General features: G+C 66.7%; 20 protein-coding genes, 1 tRNA gene and 1 pseudogene. 12 read left to right on the forward strand and 10 right to left on the reverse strand.

Translation table 11 applies throughout. The features are described 5' to 3' along the window. Position 1: 1 nt before the first annotated feature. Positions 2–712 carry an ABC transporter ATP-binding protein gene (locus LRS03_RS24920; protein WP_257828937.1) on the forward strand — a complete coding sequence of 237 codons (711 nt, stop codon included), beginning with the start codon at positions 2–4 and terminating at the stop codon, positions 710–712. 107 nt (positions 713–819) lie between these two features. Beyond that, positions 820–1,683, forward strand: coding sequence for a CsgG/HfaB family protein (locus tag LRS03_RS24925; RefSeq protein WP_257828938.1), 864 nt, complete (start codon positions 820–822; stop codon positions 1,681–1,683). A 58-nt stretch (positions 1,684–1,741) separates the two neighbouring features. Here the strand turns inward: LRS03_RS24925 and LRS03_RS24930 are convergent, their stop codons facing one another. Together LRS03_RS24930 and LRS03_RS24935 are read right to left on the reverse strand one after the other, a co-directional pair. Then, positions 1,742–2,716, reverse strand: coding sequence for a Bug family tripartite tricarboxylate transporter substrate binding protein (locus tag LRS03_RS24930; RefSeq protein WP_257828939.1), 975 nt, complete (start codon positions 2,714–2,716; stop codon positions 1,742–1,744). Next, positions 2,706–3,743 carry a CDP-6-deoxy-delta-3,4-glucoseen reductase gene (locus LRS03_RS24935; protein WP_257828940.1) on the reverse strand — a complete coding sequence of 346 codons (1,038 nt, stop codon included), beginning with the start codon at positions 3,741–3,743 and terminating at the stop codon, positions 2,706–2,708. The genes LRS03_RS24930 and LRS03_RS24935 overlap by 11 nt, the downstream gene beginning before the upstream one ends. 70 nt (positions 3,744–3,813) lie before the next feature. Here LRS03_RS24935 and LRS03_RS24940 point away from each other — a divergent pair, with 70 nt between their 5' ends. Beyond that, positions 3,814–4,704 carry an SDR family oxidoreductase gene (locus tag LRS03_RS24940; RefSeq protein ID WP_257828941.1) on the forward strand — a complete coding sequence of 297 codons (891 nt, stop codon included), beginning with the start codon at positions 3,814–3,816 and terminating at the stop codon, positions 4,702–4,704. A gap of 4 nt (positions 4,705–4,708) precedes the next feature. Here LRS03_RS24940 and LRS03_RS24945 read toward each other — a convergent pair whose 3' ends face one another. Continuing rightward, the gene (locus LRS03_RS24945; RefSeq protein ID WP_257828943.1) at positions 4,709–5,299 is read right to left on the reverse strand and encodes a rhomboid family intramembrane serine protease; all 591 of its coding nucleotides are present in this window, start codon (positions 5,297–5,299) and stop codon (positions 4,709–4,711) included. Between the two features lie 93 nt (positions 5,300–5,392). On the opposite strand from LRS03_RS24945, the gene LRS03_RS24950 reads away from it, so the two are divergent. From LRS03_RS24950 to LRS03_RS24965, 4 genes are all read left to right on the forward strand, one after another. Continuing rightward, positions 5,393–5,477: transfer RNA gene (locus tag LRS03_RS24950), tRNA-Leu, on the forward strand. A 165-nt stretch (positions 5,478–5,642) separates the two neighbouring features. Continuing rightward, entirely contained in the window at positions 5,643–6,545 is a 903-nt protein-coding gene (gene cysM, locus LRS03_RS24955) for a cysteine synthase CysM (protein WP_257828944.1), read from the forward strand. After that, positions 6,542–7,093, forward strand: a complete 552-nt coding sequence (locus LRS03_RS24960) for an NUDIX domain-containing protein (protein WP_257828946.1) — start codon at positions 6,542–6,544, stop codon at positions 7,091–7,093. Before cysM ends, LRS03_RS24960 begins: the two co-directional genes overlap by 4 nt. Before the next feature lie 5 nt (positions 7,094–7,098). After that, positions 7,099–7,326 carry a sulfurtransferase TusA family protein gene (locus tag LRS03_RS24965; protein ID WP_257828947.1) on the forward strand — a complete coding sequence of 76 codons (228 nt, stop codon included), beginning with the start codon at positions 7,099–7,101 and terminating at the stop codon, positions 7,324–7,326. Here the strand turns inward: LRS03_RS24965 and galU are convergent. Beyond that, a complete protein-coding gene (gene galU / locus LRS03_RS24970; protein WP_257828948.1) occupies positions 7,323–8,189 on the reverse strand; it encodes a UTP--glucose-1-phosphate uridylyltransferase GalU in 867 nt (288 codons plus the stop codon). The genes LRS03_RS24965 and galU overlap by 4 nt on opposite strands. A gap of 120 nt (positions 8,190–8,309) precedes the next feature. On the opposite strand from galU, the gene LRS03_RS24975 reads away from it, so the two are divergent. Next, positions 8,310–9,248, forward strand: coding sequence for an NAD(P)-dependent oxidoreductase (locus tag LRS03_RS24975; protein WP_257829689.1), 939 nt, complete (start codon positions 8,310–8,312; stop codon positions 9,246–9,248). On the opposite strand, the pseudogene LRS03_RS24980 reads toward LRS03_RS24975, so the two are convergent. Beyond that, positions 9,190–12,026, reverse strand: a pseudogene (locus tag LRS03_RS24980) (valine--tRNA ligase). The gene LRS03_RS24975 and the pseudogene LRS03_RS24980 overlap by 59 nt on opposite strands. Positions 12,027–12,159: 133 nt before the next feature. Here LRS03_RS24980 and LRS03_RS24985 point away from each other — a divergent pair. Genes LRS03_RS24985 through LRS03_RS25000 form a run of 4 tightly spaced genes read left to right on the forward strand, consistent with a single transcriptional unit; the run spans position 12,160 to position 16,866 of the window. Then, a complete protein-coding gene (locus LRS03_RS24985; protein WP_257828949.1) occupies positions 12,160–13,275 on the forward strand; it encodes a hypothetical protein in 1,116 nt (371 codons plus the stop codon). Beyond that, complete coding sequence (locus tag LRS03_RS24990; RefSeq protein WP_257828950.1) at positions 13,272–14,945, forward strand: VWA domain-containing protein; 1,674 nt, start codon at positions 13,272–13,274, stop codon at positions 14,943–14,945. Before LRS03_RS24985 ends, LRS03_RS24990 begins: the two co-directional genes overlap by 4 nt. 13 nt (positions 14,946–14,958) lie before the next feature. Continuing rightward, complete coding sequence (locus tag LRS03_RS24995; RefSeq protein WP_257828951.1) at positions 14,959–15,651, forward strand: hypothetical protein; 693 nt, start codon at positions 14,959–14,961, stop codon at positions 15,649–15,651. 39 nt (positions 15,652–15,690) lie between these two features. Next, positions 15,691–16,866, forward strand: coding sequence for a toxic anion resistance protein (locus LRS03_RS25000; protein WP_257828952.1), 1,176 nt, complete (start codon positions 15,691–15,693; stop codon positions 16,864–16,866). Positions 16,867–16,878: 12 nt separating this feature from the next. Here the strand turns inward: LRS03_RS25000 and LRS03_RS25005 are convergent, their stop codons facing one another. From LRS03_RS25005 to LRS03_RS25025, 5 genes are all read right to left on the reverse strand, one after another. Beyond that, on the reverse strand, positions 16,879–18,162 hold the full coding sequence (locus LRS03_RS25005) for a DUF4397 domain-containing protein (protein WP_257828953.1): 1,284 nt from the start codon (positions 18,160–18,162) through the stop codon (positions 16,879–16,881). A 92-nt stretch (positions 18,163–18,254) separates the two neighbouring features. Continuing rightward, positions 18,255–19,232, reverse strand: coding sequence for a GMP reductase (locus tag LRS03_RS25010; protein ID WP_257828954.1), 978 nt, complete (start codon positions 19,230–19,232; stop codon positions 18,255–18,257). Between the two features lie 206 nt (positions 19,233–19,438). Next, positions 19,439–19,831 carry a molybdopterin cofactor-binding domain-containing protein gene (locus tag LRS03_RS25015; RefSeq protein ID WP_257828955.1) on the reverse strand — a complete coding sequence of 131 codons (393 nt, stop codon included), beginning with the start codon at positions 19,829–19,831 and terminating at the stop codon, positions 19,439–19,441. A 2-nt stretch (positions 19,832–19,833) separates the two neighbouring features. Beyond that, on the reverse strand, positions 19,834–21,501 hold the full coding sequence (locus tag LRS03_RS25020) for a molybdopterin cofactor-binding domain-containing protein (RefSeq protein WP_257828956.1): 1,668 nt from the start codon (positions 21,499–21,501) through the stop codon (positions 19,834–19,836). Next, entirely contained in the window at positions 21,498–21,971 is a 474-nt protein-coding gene (locus LRS03_RS25025) for a (2Fe-2S)-binding protein (protein ID WP_257828958.1), read from the reverse strand. The genes LRS03_RS25020 and LRS03_RS25025 overlap by 4 nt, the downstream gene beginning before the upstream one ends. Between the last annotated feature and the right edge of the window lie 31 nt (positions 21,972–22,002).

The following is a 22,002-nucleotide window of genomic DNA, read 5'->3' on the forward strand; positions in this document are numbered from 1 at the left end:
CATGACGACCTTCCTCAAAGTGAATGGCCTGAAAGTGGCCTATGGCGGCATCCAGGCCGTGAAGGGCGCGTCGTTCGAAGTCCGCGAAGGCGAACTCGTGAGCCTCATCGGTGCCAACGGCGCCGGCAAGACCACCACGCTCAAGGCCATCACCGGCCTGCAGGCGGTGGCCGCCGGCGAGATCGAATACCTCGGCCGCTCCATCAAAGGTCAGGGTGCGTGGGACCTCGTCAAGCAGGGCCTGGTGATGGTGCCCGAGGGGCGCGGCACCTTCACCCGCATGTCGATCACCGAGAACCTGCTGATGGGCGCCTTCGTGCGCAAGGACGCCGAGATCAATGCTGACATCGAGAAGGTGTTCGGCATCTTCCCGCGCCTGAAAGAGCGTCGCAATCAGTTGGCCGGCACCATGTCGGGCGGCGAACAGCAGATGCTCGCGATGGGCCGTGCGCTGATGGCGCGGCCCAAGGTGCTGCTGCTCGACGAGCCCTCGATGGGCCTGTCGCCCATCATGGTCGACAAGATCTTCGAAGTGGTGGCCGACATCGCCAAGCAGGGAGTGACCATCCTCCTCGTCGAGCAGAACGCAAGCCGTGCACTGCAGCTGGCCAATCGCGGCTACGTGATGGAGTCGGGGGAGGTCACGATGAGCGGCGAGGCGTCGGCGCTGCTGAACGACCCGAAGGTGCGGGCCGCCTACCTCGGCGAATAAGGCGCTACCGGGGGCTGGCGGGGCGACCAAAGTCACCTCACCGGCAGCAGGCCCACTCCTATACTTTCTCGCATCATGACATCGGCATGTCCGTGCAGAGGTATTCGATGAACGCAACCCCGCTCTCCACCCCGGTCGCCCGTTTCACGCAACTCACCCTGGCGGTGGCGGCAGTCGCCTTGCTCGGCGCCTGCGGCTCCACGATGCCGTCGATGGGCGGCAACAAGGGCGTGGTGTCCGGCTCGGCCGGGGGCGCCACGGCCGAGGGGAACAACAGCCAGCTCGAAAAGTGCACCGAGACGCTCGGCACCATCGGCCTCGACGAAGACTCGCAGGCGCCCTGGTACTACGAGCTGCGGCGCAACAGCCTGGGCTCCACACTTCCGGTGCTGCGCTTGATGATCCAGCAGAGCAACTGCTTCGTGATCGTCGAGCGTGGGCGCTCGATGAACAACATGATGCGCGAGCGCCAGCTCGAATCCACCGGCGAAATGCGGCAGGGCAGCAATTTCCAGAAGGGCCAGATGGTCGCGGCCGACTACACCATGCAGCCGTCGATCCAGTTCTCGGGCCGCACCGGCGGTGCCGCCGCCGGGCTGCTCACTGGCCGGCTGGGCGCACTCGGTGCGGTGGCGGGCAACGTGAAGCGCAATGAGGCGTCGACCACGCTGCTGCTGATCGACAACCGCTCCGGCGTGCAGATCGCTGCCGCTGAAGGCACCGCCGGCAACTTCGACTTCGGTCTCTTCGGGGGCGGCTTCCTGTCTGGCCTGGCCGGCGGCGGTGGCGGCTACTCCAACACGCCGCAGGGCAAGGTGATCGTGGCGGCGTTTGCCGACTCGTTCAACCAGATGGTCAAGTCGCTGCGCAGCTACAAGGCGCAGACGGTCAAGGGTGGCCTGGGCACGGGCGGCCGGCTGGGTGTGGACGGCGGCAGCACGCCGGCGTCGAAGGAACTCAACAAGAAGTAGGCCTCCCGGCCCACCTCACGGCAAGGCCGCGCTCGCGAGAGACGCGGCCTTTTTGTGGTCAGTCGACCTTCGCGCCCGAGGCCTTGACTACACGCTCGTATTTCGCGTTCTCGCGCTTCACGAAGTCGCCAAACTGCTGCGGCGTGAGCGGCATGGCTTCGGCCATCAGTGTCGCCAGGCGGGCCTGAAGCTCCGGCGAGGCCAGCGCGTCGGTGAAGGCCTTGTTCAGCCGCTGCGTCTGTTCGGTGGGCAATCCGGCCGGGCCGAAGAGGCCGAACCAGGTGTTCACGTCAAAGCCGGGCAGCGTCTCGGCGATGGTGGGCAGCTCGGGCATCGCCTTGGCGCGTTTCGACGTCGTCACCGCCAGCGCCTTGAGCTTGCCGGCCTTGATGTTGGCCGATGCACTGGCCAGGTTGTCGAAGGTCAGGTCCACCTCGCCCGACAGCAGCGCGAGTTGCGCCGGGTTGCCGCCCGCGTACGGGATGTGGACCATGAACACACCCGCCTGCGACTTGAACATCTCGCCCGCCAGGTGGCCGGCGCTGCCGTTGCCCCCCGAGCCGTAGTTGAGCTTGCCGGGGTTGGCCTTCGCATAGGCCACGAGATCGGCCACGCTTGCGATCTTCAGGCGCACCGCGGTCTGCGGGTTCATCACCAGCACGTTGGGCACCTGTGCCACCCCGGTGATCGGCGTGAAGTCGCGCAGCGCGTCGTAGGGCATGCGGCTGTAGAGCCACGGGTTGATCGCGTGCGTGGCCACCGCGCCCATCACGATCGTGTGGCCGTCGGGAGCCGACTTGGCGACGAGGTCGGCTCCGAGGTTGCCGCCCGCGCCGGGCTTGTTGTCGACGATCACGGTGCCGAGGCTGTCTTTCGCCTTGTCGGCCAGCGCACGCGCCACGATGTCGAGCGGGCCGCCGGGCGGGTAGGGCACGACAAGGCGCAGCGGCTTCGAGGTTTGTGCAAAGGCTGGCGCCGCGAGGCTGCTGGCGATGAGCGAGATGGCGATGCGGCGGGTGAACTCAGTCGCCATGTTTGTCGGCCTCCGAGGTGAAGCTGTCGGCAAAGAATTCGTCGAGGGGCAGATTGCAGTGCGCGACGAAATCGCGCTGGGCCGAGTCGACCATCACCGGTGCGCCACAGGCATAGACCTGGTGCCCCGAGAGGTCGGGCAGGTCGGCCATCACCGCCTGGTGCACGAAGCCCGTGCGGCCGGTCCACTCGTCTTCGGGTTTGGCGTCGGACAGCACAGGCACATAGCGCAGGTTGGGCATCACACGAGCCGCTTCCACGCACCACGCGTGCATGTAGAGGTCAGCGAGGCTTCGGCAGCCCCAGTACAGCACCGCGGGGCGGGTGATGCCCTTGGCCTGCATGTGCTCGATGATGGCCTTCACGGGCGCGAAGCCGGTGCCGCTGGCCAGCAGCACGATGGGCTTGTCGCTGTCTTCACGCAGAAAAAAGCTGCCGAAGGGGCCTTCGAGGCGAAGGATCTCCTTTTCCTTCAGCCCACCGAACACATGGTCGGTGAAGAGGCCGCCCGGCATGTGGCGGATGTGCAGTTCGATGCCGGGCTTGTCGCGCTGCGCGCTCGGCGCGTTGGCCATGCTGTAGCTACGGCGATGGCCGTCTTTCAGGATGAACTCGATGTACTGGCCGGCGCGGTATTGCAGGGCATCGTTGGCGGGCAGCTGCAGCTGGATCACCGCGACGTCGGGGGCAGGCCGCGTGATCGCGGTCACGCGGCACGGCATCTTGCGCACCGGGAATTCGCCGGCACCTGCGACCGTCCGCGCTTCGAGCACGATGTCGGTCTGCGGCGCGGCGCGGCAGGTGAGGGTATAGCCGGCTTCTTCTTCGGCTGGGCTCAGCGCCTTGACCTGGTGGGTGCCGTGGATCACGCGGCCTTCGAGCAGCTTGCACTTGCAAGAGCCGCAGGCGCCGTCCTTGCAGCCGTAGGGAAGGCCCACGCCCTGGCGAATGGCGGCCAGCAGGATGGGCTCGTCGCGGTCGACCGAGAAGCTCACGCCGCTCGGCTGCACCGTCACTTGGAACGTCATGGGATAACCTCGTCAAAACCCTTCAGCCGTTTTGTCGCGAGAGGGAACCTGCGATTTTGCCCGCTCCCCCATGACCTTGCCCCTCGCCTTCAGACGCCCAACCCTGCTCATCGTCGGCTGCGGAGACGTGGGCCTGCGGGTGCTGCGACTGCTTGCCGGGCGCTACCGGCTGCTGGCGCTCACCTCCAGCGCGGCGCGTGTTCCGACCTTGAGGGCGGCCGGAGCCGTGCCGCTGGTGGGCGACCTCGACGATGCGGCGAGCCTGCAGCGCCTGGCAGGGCTGGCCGATGCGGTGCTGCACCTGGCGCCGCCACCGAGCGACGGTGCGACCGACCCACGTACCGCCCGTTTGCTGCAAGCCCTCGCGCGCCAAGGGCGTGTACGGCGCATCGTCTATGCCAGCACGACCGGCGTCTACGGCGATGCGCAGGGGGCACGGTTCGACGAGGTACGCGCCGTGGCGCCCGCGACCGACCGGGCCCGACGGCGTGTCGACGCCGAGGCGCGCATGCGCTGGTATGGCCGGGCCTTCGGCGCCCGCGTGACGGTGCTGCGCATCCCCGGCATCTACGCGGGAGACCGCGAAGGCGGCCACCCGCGCGATCGCCTGGCGCGCGGCACGCCGGTGCTGGTGGCGGCCGACGACGTCTACACCAACCACATCCATGCCGACGACCTGGCGCGAGCCTGCGTGGCCGCCTTGCACCGTGGCCTGCCGCAGCGCGTGGTGCACGCAAGCGATGACACGGAGCTGAAGATGGGCGACTATTTCGACCTCGCGGCCGATCTCTGCGGCCTGCCGCGGCCGCCGCGGATCACGCGCGTCGAGGCGGCCGGGCGCATGTCGCCGGTGCAGCTGTCGTTCTGGAGCGAATCGCGGCGGCTCGACAACCGCCGGCTCAAGCGCGAGTTGCGCTTGAAGTTGCGTTACCCGACGGTACGCGAAGGCCTCGTCACGTGATGGTTTAACTGCGCCGTTTGTTGAACGGCGGCAGGCCACGCCAGTAGCGGATCGTCAGCCAGCCCCCGAGCATGCCGCCCAGGTGGGCCAGCGAACCGAGGTCGCCGGTCCAGCTCATCACGAGCGCGATCACGCCGAACACGATCACGAAGACCTTCATCTTCATCGGGATCGGTGGGAAGAGCGGCATCACCGTGCGGTCGGGGAAGTACATCGCTGCGGCGATCAGCAGCGCGTAGAGGCCGCCCGATGCACCCACAAGGCGGCTCATGCCCGCACCCGGCAACGCGGTGGCAACGAGGAACAGCAGGCCCCCGAAGATCGCACCGATCGCGAGGAACACCATGTAGCGCTTGCGGCCCCACAGCATTTCCAGCTCGGAGCCGAACATCCACAGCCCCAGCATGTTGAAGAAGAGGTGGAACACGCCGCCATGCAGGAAGGCGTAGCTCAGCACCTGCCACGGCAGGAAGAAGCCGCTGCCCACGGGAAACAGGGCGAACCAGCGGTCGACGAGCGGCGTGAACACCTGCAGGCAGAAGATCGCCGTGCAGGCCAGCATCAGGAACTGGGTGATCGGTGGAATCGGGGGCATGCGCGGTGCGGAGGACGGAAAGCCGCAAGCGTACCCGGTTTGCCCGTCGACCCTGCGAGGCCCTGTGGCAAAATCGCGCGCTCTGCTGCACCGGCCTCGGTGGCGAAATTGGTAGACGCGCGGGACTCAAAATCCCGTTCCGCAAGGAGTGTCGGTTCGATTCCGACCCGAGGCACCACCCCTTCTCTTCCCCACCTTCCGCAGGGTGCGGAACGACGAGCGAGCAATTGCTCGTGTCGTTGCGCCGCTCTTCAGCTGCGAGACGCTCCCGGTTCCTCTCAGAGCCACTGCCGATGGCGGGTCTTGGGACCCCCTGCGACAATGCGCGGCAGGAGAGACCACTGTGCATTACAAGACCATCGAAGACGTGATCGGCGGCACCCCGCTCGTGCAGCTGGTGCGCGTGCCGGGTGCCGAGAACGAGCGCCGCGGCAACGTGATTCTCGGCAAGCTGGAAGGCAACAACCCCGCGGGCTCGGTGAAAGACCGGCCAGCCATCAGCATGATCCGGCGTGCAGAAGAGCGCGGCGACATCAAGCCCGGCGACACGCTGATCGAGGCGACCTCGGGCAACACCGGCATCGCACTCGCGATGGCCGCGGCCATCCGCGGCTACCGCATGGTGCTCATCATGCCGGAGGACCTCTCCATCGAACGCGCGCAGACCATGAAGGCATTCGGCGCCGAACTGGTGCTCACGCCCCGCAGCGGTGGCATGGAGTACGCACGCGACCTCGCGGACCAGATGGTGCGCGACGGCAAGGGCCGCGTGCTCGACCAGTTCGCCAACGCCGACAACCCGCGTGTGCACTACGAGACCACCGGCCCCGAGATCTGGGACGACACCCAAGGTCGTGTCACCCATTTCGTGAGTGCGATGGGCACCACCGGCACCATCACCGGCACCTCGCGCTATCTGAAGGAAAAGAACCCGGCGATCCGCGTGATCGGTGCGCAGCCGGCCGAAGGCTCGCGCATCCCTGGCATTCGCAAGTGGCCCGAGGCCTATCTGCCCAAGATCTACGACCCGACGCACATCGATGAAACGGTGAGCGTCTCGCAAGACGCGGCAGAAGACATGGCCCGGCGCCTGGCGCGCGAAGAAGGCCTCTTCGGCGGCATCTCGGCGGCTGGCGCCTGCTGGGTGGCGCTCGAGATCGCGAAAACGGTCGAGAACGCGACCATCGTCTTCGTCGTTTGCGACCGCGGCGACCGCTACCTGTCGACGGGGGTGTTCCCGGCATGAAGCACCAGTTCAACTATTGCCCCAATTGCGCCACCGAGCTGCAGCAACTCGTCGCCGAAGAAGACGGGGGTCCGAAGGTACGCACGCGCTGCCCGGTGTGCAACTGGACCCACTGGAACAACCCGACGCCGGTGCTCGCGGCCGTCATCGAGATGCCTGACCGCAACGGCGACCTGCTGCTCGCCCGCAATGCCGCGTGGCCGGGCCGATTCTTCGGCCTCATCACCGGTTTCATGGAGGCTGGCGAGACCCCCGAAGGCGGCATTGCACGCGAGGTGCTCGAAGAGACGTCGCTGAGCGTCGATTCGGTGAAGCTGATCGGCGTCTACGACTTCCAGCGCATGAACCAGGTCATCATCGCCTACCACGTGGTGGCTCACGGCGAGATCAAGCTCTCCCCCGAGCTGGCCGAGTACAAGATCGTGCCGCCCACCGAAGTGAAATGCTGGCCGGCCGGCACCGGCCAGGCACTGGCCGAATGGCTCACCTCGCGCGGCATCACGCCGCAGTGGCTCGACCTCCCGCCGCGCCGTTCGTCCGAAGGTTGAACGAGATGGACTTCCACAAGGAACTCGACACCCGCGGGCTCAACTGCCCGCTGCCCATCCTCAAGGCCAAGAAGGCGCTCGCCGACATGCACAGCGGCGAGATCCTGAAGGTGGTGGCGACCGACCCGGGGTCGATGCGCGACTTCCAGGCGTTTGCGCGGCAAACGGGGAATGAACTCGTCGAGCAGTCAGCGGCGAACGACGAGTTCACCCATTTCTTGCGTCGACGTTAGATCTCGACGCTGCGAAGGTAGTCGCGGAAGCCCGGGCCGAGCACCGGGTGTTTCAACGCCAGTTCCACGTTGGCCTGCAGGAAGCCTTCCTTGCTGCCGCAGTCGTAGCGCTTGCCTTCGTAGCGGTAGGCAAACACCTTCTCGCGCCGCAGCAGGCCGGCGATGCCGTCGGTGAGCTGGATCTCGCCGCCCACGCCGCGCGGCTGGTTGGCGATCTCATGGAAGACACCCGGCGTGAGGATGTAGCGGCCCGCGACGCCCAGGCGTGACGGCGCCACTTCAGGGGCCGGCTTCTCGACGATGCGGCTCACGTCCATCAGGTGATCGTTGACGGGCGTGCCGGCCACGATGCCGTAGCGGCGGGTGTGCTCGGCCGGCACTTCCTGCACAGCGAGAATCGACACGCGCCATTCGTTGAACTGCTCGACCATCTGCTTGAGCACCGGCTTGTCACCCACCATCAGGTCGTCGGCCAACAGCACGGCAAATGGGTCCTTGCCGATGAGCCTCTGGCCGCACAGCACGGCGTGGCCGAGGCCCAGGGCCTGGGCCTGGCGCACGTAGATGCATTCCATGTCGTCGGGCTTGACCGAGCGCACCACCTCGAGCAGCTCCTGCTTGTTGGCCTGTTCGAGTGCGACTTCCAGCTCGAAGGTCATGTCGAAATGGTCTTCGATCGGGCGCTTGTGGCGGCCGGTGACGAAGATCATCTCGCGCACGCCCGCGGCGTAGGCCTCTTCGACGGCGTACTGGATGAGTGGCTTGTCGACCACCGGCAGCATCTCTTTGGGTTGTGCTTTTGTCGCCGGCAGGAAGCGGGTGCCAAGTCCTGCCACGGGGAAGATCGCTTTGGTGACTAACATCTGCTTACAATCGTGGTTCTGAGGAAGGGTCTCCGGGAGATTCTGTCACGCGCTCTGTGACAGTCGGGACCCCGGGAATGCATGGACATACTCATCATCGAGCCGCTCGAAACCGAGGTCATGCAGTGGCTGGCAGATCGGCATTCGGTGCGCTATGCCCCTGAGCTGGCGCGCGATCTTCGTGAATTCCGGCAGTCGCTCTACAACGTCCGTGCGCTGATCCTTCCATCGTTCGTCGCGCTGGATGGCGCCGCGCTGCACTACGCGCCGGTGCTTCGCGCGATCGGCCGCGTGAGCGGCGGTGCCGAGAACGTCGACCTCGAAGCCTGCTCGCGTGCCGGTGTGGAAGTGGTGCGCAGTGCCACCGCCACCGCCCAGGCCGAGGCCGAGTTCATGATCGGCGCGATGCTCTCGCTGCTGCGCCGCGTGCCGGTGGAAGGGGCCGACGGCATGCTCGTCGGCCGTGAACTTGGCGCCTGCACCGTGGGCCTGATCGGCATGCCGCCGGCAGCGAAGGCGATGGCGCAGATGCTCTCGGGTTTCGGCTCGCGCATGGTGGGCTACGACCCCTCGCTGCATGCGAGCGACAACGTGTTCGAGCGCTGGCGTGTCACGCCGCTGGGCCTGCGCGAGCTGCTGGAGACGAGCGATGCGGTCTGCGTGCAGCTCAACTACTTCAGCCGCTACCAGGGCCTGCTGGGCGAGCGGTTCCTGCCCTACTGCAAGCCCAACCAGGTGATGGTGAGCATCTCGCACTCGGGCGTATTCAACGAGCGCGCGCTTGCCGATGTGCTGATCAGCGGTCGTCTCTCTGCCTGCTGGCTCGACAGCCTGGAGCCCGGGGCGCTCGACGACGGCCGCCCGCTCAAGGGCATGGACACGCTGCAGGTCACGCCGCGTGTGGCGAGCACCACGCGCGAGTCGCGCCTGCGCAGCTCGTGGGCCGTGGCCCGGCGCATCGACGAGCTGCTGCAGGCGACGCCGCCGGCGCCGCGCGAGTTCAGGACGACGGACCCAGGCGTCCCAACTGATCTCGCAGCCGCTCAAGAGCAGCCGTGAAGTCGGCGATGCGCTGACGCTCCTGCGCCACCACCTCGGCCGGGGCACGTGCGACGAACGATTCGTTCGACAGCTTGCCCGTCGCCTTGGCGGCTCGGCGTCCAGGCGCTTGATTTCCTTGTTCAGGCGTTCGGTCTCGGCGGCGACGTCGATTTCCACGTGCAGCGCCAGGCGCGATTCGCCCGCTACCACCACGGGTGACTGGCGTGTGGCCTCGCTGAACGCGGCCTCGTCGTCGAACACCTTCACTTCCGACAGCTTGCCGAGCGTCTTCAGCACGGCTGCGGCTTCGTTCAGGAAGCTGTTGTCGCCGATCGCATAGAGCGGCACACGGTCGCTCGGTGACAGCCCCATCTCGCCACGTAGGGCACGGCAGGCGGTGACCAGGCCCTTGAGCTTGGCCATCCATGCATCGGCCTTGGGGTCGATGCGGTCGATCTGCGGCGTCGGGTAGGGGGCCGTCGCGATGGTGTCTGCGTTCTTGCGGCCGGCGATCGGGGCCACCGTGTCCCACAGCTCCGCCGTGAGGAAGGGCGTAATCGGGTGCAGCAGGCGCAGCACCGCTTCGAGCGTGCGGATCAGCGTGCGGCGCGTGGCCCGTTGCTGTGCCTCGTTGCCATTCTGGATCTGCACCTTGGCGATCTCGATGTACCAGTCGCAGTACTCGTCCCACACAAACTGGTAGAGCGTGTTGGCCACGTTGTCGAGGCGGTACTCCTCGAAGCCCTGCGCCACCGCCGCTTCCACACGCTGCAACTCGCTCGCGATCCAGCGGTCGGCCTGGCTGAAGCTCATGTAGCCGTGGAAGGCGCCGCCGGGCTCGCACTCGGCCTTGGTGTGCTCCTTCAGGCCGCAGTCCTGGCCCTCGGTGTTCATCAGCACGAACTTGGTCGCGTTCCAGAGCTTGTTGCAGAAATTGCGATAGCCCTCGCAGCGCTTGGTGTCGAAGTTGATGCTGCGGCCAAGCGTGGCCAGTGCGGCGAAGGTGAAGCGCAGCGCATCGGCGCCGTAGCCGGGAATGCCGTCCGGGAATTCCTTCTCTGTGGCCTTGCGCACCTTGGGCGCGGTCTCGGGTTTGCGCAGGCCTTGCGTGCGCTTCTCCAGCAGCGGTGCGAGCTCGATGCCGTCGATCAGGTCGACCGGGTCGAGCACGTTGCCTTCCGACTTGCTCATCTTCTTGCCGTGTGCATCGAGCACCAGGCCGTGGATGTAGACGTGCCTGAACGGCACCTTGCCCGTGAAGTGCTTGGTCATCATGATCATCCGGGCGACCCAGAAGAAGATGATGTCGTAGCCGGTCACGAGCACGGAAGAGGGCAGGAAGAGGTCCTGCTCGATCGTCTTCTCGGGCCATCCCAAGGTGGAGAAGGGCACGAGCGCCGACGAATACCAGGTGTCGAGCACGTCTTCGTCGCGGCGCAGTGGGCCGGTGTAGCCGGCCGCCTTGGCCTGCGCCTGGGCTTCTTCCTCTGTACGGGCCACGAAGAGCTGGCCGCCGTCGCCGTACCAGGCCGGGATCTGGTGGCCCCACCAGAGCTGGCGCGAGATGCACCAGTCCTGGATGTTCTTCATCCACTGGTTGTAGGTGTTGACCCAGTTCTCAGGCACGAACTTCACGTCGCCGGATTCCACCGCTTCGATGGCTTCCTGGGCGATGCTCTTTCCATTCGCGCCGGGTTTGGTCATCGCCACGAACCACTGGTCGGTCAGCATCGGCTCGATGATCTGGCCGGTGCGCGCGCAGCGCGGCACCATCAGCTTGTGCTTCTTCACTTCGACGAGCAGGCCGTCGGCTTCGAGCTGCTCGACGATCTTCTTGCGGGCGACGAAACGGTCCAGCCCTCGGTAAGCCTCGGGCGCTTCGTCGTTGACCTTCGCATCGAGCGTGAAGATGGTGAGCATGGGCAGCTTGTGGCGCAGGCCCACCTGGTAGTCGTTGGTGTCGTGCGCGGGCGTGACCTTCACGACGCCGGTGCCGAATTCCTTGTCCACATACTCGTCGGCGATCACCGGCACCAGGCGGCCGGTGATGGGCAGCTTCACCTGCTGGCCGATGAGGTGGGTGTAGCGCGTGTCTTCCGGGTGCACCATCACGGCGGTGTCGCCGAGCATCGTCTCGGGACGGGTGGTCGCCACCACCAACGAATCAGACGAACCGTCAATCGGATAGCGGATGTGCCACAGAGAGCCATCCTCTTCCTCGCTCTCCACTTCCAGGTCCGACACGGCCGACTTCAGGATCGGGTCCCAGCTCACCAGCCGTTTGCCGCGGTAGATCAGGCCTTCTTCGTAGAGCTTCACGAAGGTGTCGGTCACCACCTTCGAGAGCTTCTCGTCCATCGTGAAGTACTCGTGCTGCCAGGACACCGAGTCGCCCATGCGGCGCATCTGGTTGGTGATGGTCGAGCCGGAGACTTGCCGCCACTCCCACACCTTGGCGACGAAGTTCTTGCGGCCGAGGTCGTGGCGGCTGAGCTTCTGCTGCTCCAGCTGGCGCTCCACCACGATCTGCGTGGCGATGCCGGCGTGGTCGGTGCCGGGCACCCACAGCGTGTTGTGCCCGCGCATGCGGTGGTAGCGCGTCAACGAGTCCATGATGGTCTGGTTGAACGCATGGCCCATGTGCAGCGTGCCCGTCACGTTGGGCGGCGGCAGCTGGATGCAGAACGACTCCTTGGCCGGGTCGAGCGTGGGTGCGTAGGCGCCGCTTTGTTCCCACAAGGGGCCCCATTTGGCTTCGATGGCGGTGGGTTCGAAGGATTTGGCGAGTTCTGTCATGGAAAGAAAGGGCCAGCGCCGGTCGAGAGGCGCCGAAGGGCAGAGCGGGGAATGCCTGAATTGTAGGCGGCGCCCTCGTGGCAAGACCCCGGCGCAGGCTATGCTCGCGGCGCGTCAAGGTGGAGGTTGTCGCATGTCCAAGATGAGCAAGCTGGTGTTGACCCTGGTGCTGCTGGCCGGGTTTGCGGCGGCCTTGTTTTTTGCCCTGCGCGGGCAGCAGGCCGTGGTCGCCGAGCAGGCCCTCGGGCCGGTGACCGAACTGAAGGGCGTGATCGCGCTCGACGTCGAGCCCTTCTTCAAGGACGAGCGCGTCAAGAAGATCCTGGCCGACAACCGCCTGCCGGTGAGCGTGGTTCGCGTGGGCAGCCGCGAGATGGCGGGCAAGGTGGTCGCGGGGCAGATGCCCGACTTCCTGTTCCCTTCAGGTGTGGTGGCGGCCAACCAGATCAGCGATGCTGCCCGCAAGGCCGGTATCGGCGTCGCCCAGTCCTCGCCCTTCCACACGCCAATGGTGATCGCGAGCTGGGCGCCGGTGGCCAAGATCCTGGTCGCCAACGACATGGCCAAGCCGCTCGGCGAGCGCATCTACGGCGTCGACATGGCCAAGCTCACCCAGGCGATGCTCGCCAAGAAGCGCTGGAAGGACCTGAAGGACGCCGCGGCCTACGACGTGAGCCGCAGCGTGCTCGTCTCCACCACCGACGTGCGCCGCAGCAACTCGGCGGCGATGTACCTAGCGCTCACCAGCTACGCGGTGCATGGCGATGTGGTGACAGACCGCGCCACGGCGATTCCTCTGGCCACAAGGCTCGCCGAGCTCTTCAAGCGCCAGGGCTATCAAGAGAACTACGTCAACGGCAACTTCGACGACTACGTGGCCATCGGCATCGGCAAGACGCCGCTCGCCTTCATCTACGAGAACCAGCTCGTCGCCTATGCGCTCGACAAGCGCGGCATCGGCGCCGAGATGGTGCTGCTCTACCCGCAGCCGACCATCGTCAACAAGGTGGTGTTCATCGCGGCCAGCGAGAAGGCGAAGGCGCTGGCCGACCTGCTGGCGCGCAACGTCGACCTGCAACGCATCGCGGTGAGCTATGGCTTTCGCGTGGCCGACACCGGCCTCTTCATGGAGGCCGTCAAACCGACCGGCTTGGCCGTCGAAGAACGCGTGACGCAGGTGATCGACCCGCCAGCCTTCGAGCTGATGGCCGAGATGATCGAGGCGGTGGCCAAGGAGATGTCGCAATGAAAAGAATCCTGGGAGGCTCTCTTTTGTCGCTCGTGCTGGCGGTGCTGTCGCTGACCGCCTGCGACAAGAAAGACTCTGCCGATGCACCCAAGGCGGCCGACAGCAGCAAGCCGGTCTTCACCGTGCTCGCCACGACCGACCTGAAAGATGCGCAGCCGCTGGAAGAGATGGTCGAGAAGGCGACCAGCGTTCGCCTGCGCTTTGTCTGGGGCGGCACGATGGAAAGCACCGAGGCCGTGCTGAGCGGCTCGACCCCCGCGCACGCCGCCTGGTTCGCCAACGCCAAGTACCTGCTGAGCGACCCGCAGGGCCAGGCCCGCGTGAAGCTGCAAGAAAAGATCATGCTGTCGCCCATTGCCGTCGGCCTCAACCAGACCGCGGCCAAGCAGCTCGGCTGGGACGACCCAGCCACCGCCGCGAAAGTCGGCTGGCGCGAAATCACGCAGGCGGCCTCGCAGGGCAAGCTGCGCTACGCGCTGTCGAACCCCGCCACCTCGAATCAGGGCTTCATGGCGCTGATGGGTGTGGTGGCCGCGGCCAGCCAGAAGTCCGAAGCGCTCACCGCTGCCGACGTGAACCGTGCCGCCATTGCGGGTTTCCTCAAGGGCTACAAGCTGCCCGGCGACAACTCCACCTACCTCACCGAGAAGTTCCTCGAACAGCAAGGCAACAACCCGTCGCAGGTCAACGCTTTCATCAACTACGAGAGCTGGCTGCTCTCGCTCAACAACGGCAGCAAGCTGCGCGAGAAGCTGGTGCTGGTCTACCCGCACGAGGGCGTGGCGACCGCCGACTACCCCTTCATGCTGCTGAAGGACGATCGCCGCGACGATTACCTGAAGGTCGTGGCCTACCTCAAGGGCGCCGACGCGCAGAAATGGCTGGCCCGCCAGACCCTGCGCCGCCCGATCAACGCCGAGGTGGCGGCAATCGTGGCCGACCTGCTGCCGAAGGAGGGCATGCGCATCGAGCTGCCGTTCTCGCCCGACCGCGCCCTGGCCGATGGCCTGATCGACGCCTACTTGAACGAATTCCGCCGCCCGATCGCCAGCACCTTCGTGCTCGACACCAGCGGCAGCATGGACGGCCACGGCCGCCGTGCGCAGCTCATCCAGGCGCTGCACTACGTGGCCGGCGCGGACAGCTCGCTCACCGGGCGGCTCGCCAAGCTCACCAACCGCGAGAAGGTGTGGATGCTGCCCTTCAGCGACCAGCCCTGGCGCATGACCTACTTCGAGATCCCCACCGGCCGCCCGCAGGCGAAGGGCGTGCAGGTGCAGGAGGATTCCGAGGCCAAGCAGGCGGTGCTGGCCGAGGTGCGTGCCTATGCCGACGGCTTGCGCATGACCGGCGGCACCGCGCTCTACGACAGCGTGCTGGCCGCGCTCAAGCACATGCTGGAGCAGAAGCAGAAGAACCCGAACTACCAGTACTCGGTGGTGGCATTCACCGACGGCGAAAACACCAAGGGCCGAAGCCTCGAACAGTTCCAGCAGGCGTATGCCGCGCTGCCGGAAGACGTGCGCGGCATCCCGGTCTTCATGGTGCTCTTCGGCGAGGCGAAGGAGGCTGACCTGAAAGCGCTCGTCCAGACCACCGGCGGCAAGGTCTTCGATGCGCGCAAGACGCCGCTCTATGCGGTGTTCAAGGACATCCGCGCCTACCAGTGAGCACCGTGCAGTGATGGACAGACTCGCCCGCATCCTGCTGAGCCCCGCCAACTGGTGCGGCCTCGGCCTTGCCACTCTCGTGCTGGTGCTGAAGGCGCTCAACCTCATCGGCATCGCCGGCCTGCCGCTGGCCTTCGGTGGCTACGTGGCGGGTTTCGTGATCGGCGGCCTGTGGCTGGGCTTTCCCAAGCTCTCCGGCCCCATGTGGGAAGACGCCCTCGAGTTCAGCGACGAAGGCGATGCGCGCGAAGCCATGACGCGAGCCCTCGCCGGGGTGCGCGGCCTCGTCGAATACAACCCCGAGAACCGCCTGCCCGCGAGCCTCCAGGCCAAGGCGCTCGACCTGTGCAAGTCGCTCGATGGGCTGCTCAGGCAGTGGGAGCGCAGCCAGGGCGTGCTGTCGATGCAGGAGGGCTTCCACGCCCGCCACATCGCCATCTCCTACCTGCCCGATGCGCTGAAGGCGTATCTGTCGATTCCGCCGCAGTACGCCGCCAGCCGCGTGCTGCACGATGGCAAGACGGCGCAAGACATCTTCCGCGATACCCTCACCGAGCTGGAGACCAAGGTGAAGCAGCTGGCCGACGACCTCGCCAGCCAGGACGCCCAGGCCTTCCTCGTCCATTCGCGATTCCTGCATGACAAGTTCGGCAAGCCCTCGCTTGCCGCCCCTGAGATTCAAACCGCAGCGGAGCCCAAGCAATGAACGGCCCTGAAGACACCCCCCACCGTCGCCTACGCCGGCGTGCCCAACTTCCAGCTCACCCCGCCCGAGGTCATCACGCCCGTGCCGGCCGAGGCCACGCGCACCGCGGTGCCGCTCAAGCCCGAGGTGGCCAAGGCGGTCGACGACCAGGTGATGCGCTTCATCGACGCCCTCATGAGCGAAGACGTGCACAGCGCCGAGTTCAAGCACAAGCTCGACAGCGCCTTCGCGCTCGGTCGCGAGGAGATCTCGAATGCGGCCGGCCTGATGCAGGGCCGCTTCCTGCAGCGCAACTTCATCGGCGCCGAGGAGACTGCCGCCTACAAGGCGATTGCCGACATCCGCGGTCACCTCGACAAGCTCAACCCCGGCAACGAAGGCGACCTGCTCGCGCCCAACAAGCTCTTGGGCTTCATCCCCTTCGGCAACAAACTCAAGGCCTATTTCCGCAAGTTCGAGAGCGCGGGCAGCCAGTTGCAGAAGTCGATGAGCCAGCTCTACGAAGCGCGCGACGATGTGCAGAAAGACATCGTCGACATCGAAGCCACCCGCACCAAGCTGTGGGAGGCGATGCAGAAGCTGGCCGCTGCCGCGCAGTTCGCGACCAGCCTCGATGCGCGCCTGGCCGAGCGGGTGCAATCGCTGAAGGCCACCGACCCGCAGCGCGCCAACGCACTCGAACAGGAAGTGCTCTTCTACGCCCGCCAGAACCTGGCCGACATCCTGACGCAACAGGCGGTGTGCGTGAACGGCTACCTCGCGCTCGACGTGCTGAAGAAGACCGGCCGCGAAATGATGAACGGCTGCAGCCGCGTCGCCACCACCGGCATGAGCGCGCTGGCCGTGGCCCAGACGGTGGCGCGTGCGACCGGCAATCAGGTGCAGGTGATGGAGATGCTGCAGGGCGTGAACACGACCATCGGCAACCTCATCACCGAGACGGGCCGCCAGCTCAACAGCCACGTCGACAAGACCGCCGAGTTCGCGAGCAACCCCATGCTCGGCATCGACAAGATCAAGGAGATGTTCGACCAGACCTACAAGGCGATGGACGCGATGGACACCTTCCGCTCCAAGGCGATTGCGGCGATGGGGCAGAACAACACCATCATGGCCGGCGAGCTGGCCAAGAGCCAGCAGTACATCGACCGCGTGCGCCAGCAGCAGGCCCGCGAGGCCGGGCAGGCGCAGATCCAGGGGCCGGTCTCGCTGTAAGGCGACCAGCCACTATCGGTCGGCGATCAGCTCTCCGCCGAAGTTGCCGGCCCGATCGCCGAGCACGAACAACGTGTAGACCCGATTGCCCTCGAGCACCAGCGGCCCTGTCAGCAGAGCCTGCGTCGAACCTTGCGCCCACACCTCATAGCTAGGTGCCGCGGCGCTCAGATGGCTCGTGATGGAGGCTGCTCCTGGTGGAACGTCTGAACTGCCAATGACGGTGTGATCGCGGATCAGCGTGAGGGGGCTTGCCAGGTCGTTCAACCCGTTGACGAGCCTTAGCTTTGTTGCTGTCGTGCTCACGGGCAATGCGTTGTCGTCTTCGATCACCGACAGTGCGGGAGCATTTGGCGAGCCCATCAACACCAGCGTCAGATCGTGACCTGCCACGACGTTTACCGTGCGGGCGACCACGGGCCCGCCGTTCATCCGAACCTCAATGCTCGAAACGCCTGCTGGGACCTGCTGGTAGGTGCCGATCTGCGGTGAGACCAGCGTGTGGGTGGTCCCGCCAAGACGGGCCGACACCTGCGTGCCTTGCGACGTCATGCTTGCCACGACCCGCACGCGGGCTGAGGTGTTTCCGAGTGCCAGCAGGGACGCCTGGTGTCGGTGCAGCAGGCCGTGCGTGAGGACGCCGCCTGGGGTGCGCGTCAAGACCAGCGTGTACACCTCTGCGTTGCTGAGGGCGACCGAAGGAAGGTCAAGCCGGATGCCGGCTGGATCGTCGGCGGCGGTCACGCGGATACGGTAGTTGCCCGCTGGCAGTTGTGTGAACGCGCTGAACGTTGGCGCCGAGATGCCGGTGAACACGCGCGGCGCCATGCCCATGTTCTGCGAGGCTGGTGTGATGTAGACATCGACAGGCCCGGTTTCACCGGAGGTGTTGAACACCCGCAGCTTGGCCGCGGCGAGTATGGGCGCTTCTGCGGATTCGTCGATATAGGCTGCTCCGTCGGCATTTCCCGTGCGGTAGGCCACCAGCGTGTAGCGGCGCCCGGGATCGACGAGGTAGCCGCCTCCTGTCAGCGTGCCCGTGGCGGCTGGCCGACGGGTCTGGAGAAAGTGGCCTGTCGCCGGAAGTGCCGTGTAGCTCCCTGCGCTTCCGGAGGGAACCGAGGCGCCCAGCTTTGCCTCCTCACGGTAGAGATCGACCGGCGAATCAGTGGCATTGAGGAGCCGAACCTGCCCGGTTGAGCCATTGGTATCGCTTTGCGACGAGCCGCCCCCGCAGGCGGCCAACAATGCCGTCATCACGCCGGCCGTTGCTGCAAATCGAATCGGAAGTCTCATGTGCGCCTCTCCCGTGGCTGCTTCTTCTGAGGCTTGGATGGTGCCACAGCCCGTCGCTGTAACACCGCCGTCCGATGAGCACGACCCCGCCCTTACATCAGCAGGTGCTCGCCGGCGTTGTCGCCGCCGAGGATCACGTAGTTGACCTTGCGGATGTCGGCGAGCTTGGTGCCGCCGGCATAGCTGATGGAGCTCTGCACGTCTTCGCGCATCTCGCGCAGCGTGTCGGCAAGCTTGCCCTTGATGGGCTCCAGGATGCGCTTGCCTTCCACGTGCTTGTACTCGCCCTTGTTGAAGTCGCTGGCCGAGCCGTAGTACTCCTTGAAGAGCTTGCCGTCGACTTCGACCGTCTTGCCCGGCGACTCTTCGTGCCCGGCGAAGAGCGAGCCGATCATCACCATCGCCGCGCCGAAGCGCACGCTCTTGGCGATGTCGCCGTGGTCGCGGATGCCGCCGTCGGCAATGATGGGCTTGGTGGCCACACGCGCACACCACTTGAGCGCGCTCAGCTGCCAGCCGCCGGTGCCGAAGCCCGTCTTGAGCTTGGTGATGCACACCTTGCCCGGGCCCACGCCCACCTTGGTCGCGTCGGCGCCCCAGTTCTCCAGGTCGATCACCGCTTCGGGTGTGGCCACGTTGCCGGCGATCACGAAGGTGTCGGGCAGCTTCTGCTTGATGTGCTCGATGGCCTTGCGCACGCTCTCGGCATGGCCGTGTGCGATGTCGATGGTGATGTAGTCGGCGCCCACGCCCTCCGCGGCCAGGCGGTCGATGACCTTGAAGTCCTCGGCCTTCACGCCCGAGCTGATCGACACGTACAGGCCCTTGTCGCGCATGCGCTTCGCATAGGCGAGGTTGTCGATGTCGAAGCGGTGCATCACGTAGAAGTAGCCGTTGGCGGCGAGCCATTCCGAGATGGGCTCGTCGATCACCGTTTTCATGTTGGCCGGCACGACCGGCAGCTTGAAGGTGTGCCGACCGAACGGCATGGACGGGTCACACTCGGAACGGCTCTCCACGCGGCATTTGCGCGGCAGCAAGAGGATGTTGTCGTAGTCGAAGATTTCCATGTCAAGGCTCCTGATGGGTCACAGATCGAAGGAGCGGCGCGTTGTGCAGTGCGCGGCCCAATGGCTGCGAGCGCTTGACTGGTCCCGGTCTTCCGCGAGGCCGCCGGCGAAGGGCGGGGCAGAAACAAAAAACCGGGCGCCAAATTTGGGCCCGGTGGCGCATTCTACGCAGCCGGTCCTGTGCGAGTGCGGTCAAAAGCCACGGTTTAGGCAAGGTCGGCTGGGGTGATCGGCAGGCGGCTTGGTTGCTTCTCGGTGGCCGCCGCGATGGCGTTGTAGATGGCACCGGCCCCCGCCACGATGGCCGCTTCGCCGGCACCGCTCGGCGGCTTGTCGCTCGCAACGAGGTCGATGTCGAGCACGGGCATGTCGGTGATGCGGGGCAAGGCGTAGTCGGCGAAGCCGGTCTGCGCAGCGCGGGCCTCGGGGGCCGTGAGCTGGTCGAAGAGCACGAGGCTCAAGCTCCACACGAGGTTGCCCTCGACCTGCGCGCGCACGCTGCGGGGATCGACCATCGCGCCGCAATCGTGGCTGCACCACAGGCCCGTGACGCGGATGCGCTCTGCGCTGATCACCACCTCGGCGACGGCGGCGACCACGCTCAGCCCCTTGTACACCCCGCAGGCGACCCCCGGCCCACTCGCTCGCCTGCGCTAGCGATCCGAGGCGCGTCGCGCTTCGCGCGGTCGGCGGCACGCTGCAGCACGACGGCGAGGCGTGCCGGGTCGGCGAGGTGTTCGCCCGCCGGCGCGTTGGCGAGGTGGCGCAGGCGAAACGCCACCGGGTCCTGCCGGCTGGCCCGCGCGGCCGCATCCATGGCTGCTTCGATCGCCAGCACGTTCGGACCGGCGCCGAGCCCGCGCCAGGGGCCGGTGGCCAGGGGCACGCGCGTGAGCTGCATCGAGCGGCGCTGGCGCGTGAAGGCATACGGCGCGTGCTGTCCGCGCGCGGTGCCGGCGTCGCCGACGAAATCGGTGACGGTCTGCATCCACGGCGGCATGCCGGCCGAGGTGAAGATCACGTGCGAGCTGGACAGCGCGTGCCACCAGTCGGAGACGAGGCCGTCTTCACCGACCCGGACCTTCACACGATGTGAAGACGGTGGCCGGTGGAAGCCGCCGGTGAACTCGTCTTCGCGCGTCCATTGCAGCTTGACGGGCGCTTTCATCGCCCGCGCGGCATACGCCGCCTCGCGCTCGATCAGCGCCACGGTGCGCCCGCCGAAGCCGCCGCCCAGTCGCTGGTTGTGCACCGTGATGCGCTCGACGGGCAAGCCGTGGTCGCGTGCCATCACGTCGCGCATGAAGAAGGGGTCTTGCGTGCCGCACCAGAGGTCGAGCGTCTCCTGGCCGTCGGCGGCGATGCCGAAGCGGGCGACCGCGCAACGCGGCTCGATGGCGGCATGGGCGGCCATCGGCACGTCGAGCCGCAGGTCGACCGTCCAGGGGCCGTCCTGGACCTGGCCGCTGTCCTTCGTGAAGCGGCCCTTTGCGAGCACGGCGTCGATGTCGACCATGCGTTCGGGGTCGGCGGTGCGGGCGGGCTTCTTCCAGCGCACCGCCGCTGCGGCACGCATCGCGAACAACGCCTGCGGATGTTGGCCGACCAGCAGCGGCCCGTCGATCCCGGGCAGCGAGAGCTGGGCCACGAAGCCGGGCACGGCCTGCACGGCCTCGCGGTTCCAGCCGACGAGTTCGACGCCGAGCTCCTGGCGCCAGGGTGGGCGCAGCACGGTCGCGTGCAGCATGCCGGGCAGGCGAACGTCGGCGGCGAAGACGGGCGCGCCAGTCACGAGCGCGTGGTGCTGCGGCTGCACCACGTGAGGCAAGCTGGCCGGTTGGCGCAGCGCGCTGATGGCCCGCAAGGGCGGCGGCTCGACACCCCGCGCCTTCATCTCGTCGCTCAGGCGCGCGCAGGCCGTGGCCAGCGGCACCAGCAGCTCGCGCACCGAGTCGCTGCCGACGGTGCCTTTCACGCGCCCGATGTCGCCGGTGCCGGGGATGCGCACGTCGACCGCCTCTTCGCCCACGCCCAGTTCCAGCGCGGCAATGCGGCGCAGGCCCCCGAGCACGTTCTGGCCCATCTCGACCCGCGGGCACCACAGCACGAAGCGGCCTTCGGGGGTGCGATGAATCCAGCCGAGGGCGTCGTCGAGCGTCGGGGTGGGGCGCTTGGGGATGGGCGGGATCAGCGAGCAGCCCCCGAGACCGAAGCCGACGGTGATGCCGCCGGCAGCCAGCAGCGCGCGGCGCGTCAGCATGGTGCTCATCGTGCGCCTCCGGTGCGTGCGATCTGTGCTGCGCGGTGGATGGCGGCGCGGACGCGCTCGTAGGTGCCGCAACGGCACAGGTGGCCGGCCATCGCGGCATCGATCTGCTCGTCGCTCGGGTTGGGTGTGCTGGCCAGCAGGGCCGCGGCGCCCATGATCTGGCCGCTCTGGCAGTAGCCGCATTGCGCCACGGCGAGCTCCAGCCACGCCTGCTGCACCGGGTGCAGCACGTTGCCACGCGCCAGGCCTTCGATGGTGGTGAGCTCGCGTTTGTCGGCCGCGCCGCATGGTGTGATGCACGAGCGCACGGCCTGGCCGTCCAGGTGCACAGTGCAGGCGCCACACACGCCCTGGCCGCAGCCGTAGCGGGTACCGGTGAGGCCGCGGTCTTCGCGCAGCCACCATAGGATGGGGGTCTGCGCCTGTTCGTCGCCCAGGGCTAGCGTCTGTCGATTGAGTTTGACTTGCATGGATCAACCTTAAAAGTCGGCCTGGGGGTTT

Source organism: Rhizobacter sp. J219 (assembly GCF_024700055.1).
Taxonomy (GTDB): Bacteria; Pseudomonadota; Gammaproteobacteria; order Burkholderiales; family Burkholderiaceae_C; genus Rhizobacter.

What these genes read in the sequence shown, in the direction of transcription:
- LRS03_RS24920 (WP_257828937.1), top strand. Translation starts at nt 2, where the DNA reads ATGACGACCTTCCTCAAAGTGAATGGCCTGAAAGTGGCCTATGGCGGC.
- LRS03_RS24925 (WP_257828938.1), top strand. Translation starts at nt 820, where the DNA reads ATGAACGCAACCCCGCTCTCCACCCCGGTCGCCCGTTTCACGCAACTC.
- LRS03_RS24930 (WP_257828939.1), bottom strand. Translation starts at nt 2,716, where the DNA reads ATGGCGACTGAGTTCACCCGCCGCATCGCCATCTCGCTCATCGCCAGC.
- LRS03_RS24935 (WP_257828940.1), bottom strand. Translation starts at nt 3,743, where the DNA reads ATGACGTTCCAAGTGACGGTGCAGCCGAGCGGCGTGAGCTTCTCGGTC.
- LRS03_RS24940 (WP_257828941.1), top strand. Translation starts at nt 3,814, where the DNA reads ATGACCTTGCCCCTCGCCTTCAGACGCCCAACCCTGCTCATCGTCGGC.
- LRS03_RS24945 (WP_257828943.1), bottom strand. Translation starts at nt 5,299, where the DNA reads ATGCCCCCGATTCCACCGATCACCCAGTTCCTGATGCTGGCCTGCACG.
- LRS03_RS24960 (WP_257828946.1), top strand. Translation starts at nt 6,542, where the DNA reads ATGAAGCACCAGTTCAACTATTGCCCCAATTGCGCCACCGAGCTGCAG.
- LRS03_RS24965 (WP_257828947.1), top strand. Translation starts at nt 7,099, where the DNA reads ATGGACTTCCACAAGGAACTCGACACCCGCGGGCTCAACTGCCCGCTG.
- galU (WP_257828948.1), bottom strand. Translation starts at nt 8,189, where the DNA reads ATGTTAGTCACCAAAGCGATCTTCCCCGTGGCAGGACTTGGCACCCGC.
- LRS03_RS24975 (WP_257829689.1), top strand. Translation starts at nt 8,310, where the DNA reads ATGCAGTGGCTGGCAGATCGGCATTCGGTGCGCTATGCCCCTGAGCTG.
- LRS03_RS24985 (WP_257828949.1), top strand. Translation starts at nt 12,160, where the DNA reads ATGTCCAAGATGAGCAAGCTGGTGTTGACCCTGGTGCTGCTGGCCGGG.
- LRS03_RS24990 (WP_257828950.1), top strand. Translation starts at nt 13,272, where the DNA reads ATGAAAAGAATCCTGGGAGGCTCTCTTTTGTCGCTCGTGCTGGCGGTG.
- LRS03_RS24995 (WP_257828951.1), top strand. Translation starts at nt 14,959, where the DNA reads ATGGACAGACTCGCCCGCATCCTGCTGAGCCCCGCCAACTGGTGCGGC.
- LRS03_RS25005 (WP_257828953.1), bottom strand. Translation starts at nt 18,162, where the DNA reads ATGAGACTTCCGATTCGATTTGCAGCAACGGCCGGCGTGATGACGGCA.
- LRS03_RS25010 (WP_257828954.1), bottom strand. Translation starts at nt 19,232, where the DNA reads ATGGAAATCTTCGACTACGACAACATCCTCTTGCTGCCGCGCAAATGC.
- LRS03_RS25020 (WP_257828956.1), bottom strand. Translation starts at nt 21,501, where the DNA reads ATGAGCACCATGCTGACGCGCCGCGCGCTGCTGGCTGCCGGCGGCATC.
- LRS03_RS25025 (WP_257828958.1), bottom strand. Translation starts at nt 21,971, where the DNA reads ATGCAAGTCAAACTCAATCGACAGACGCTAGCCCTGGGCGACGAACAG.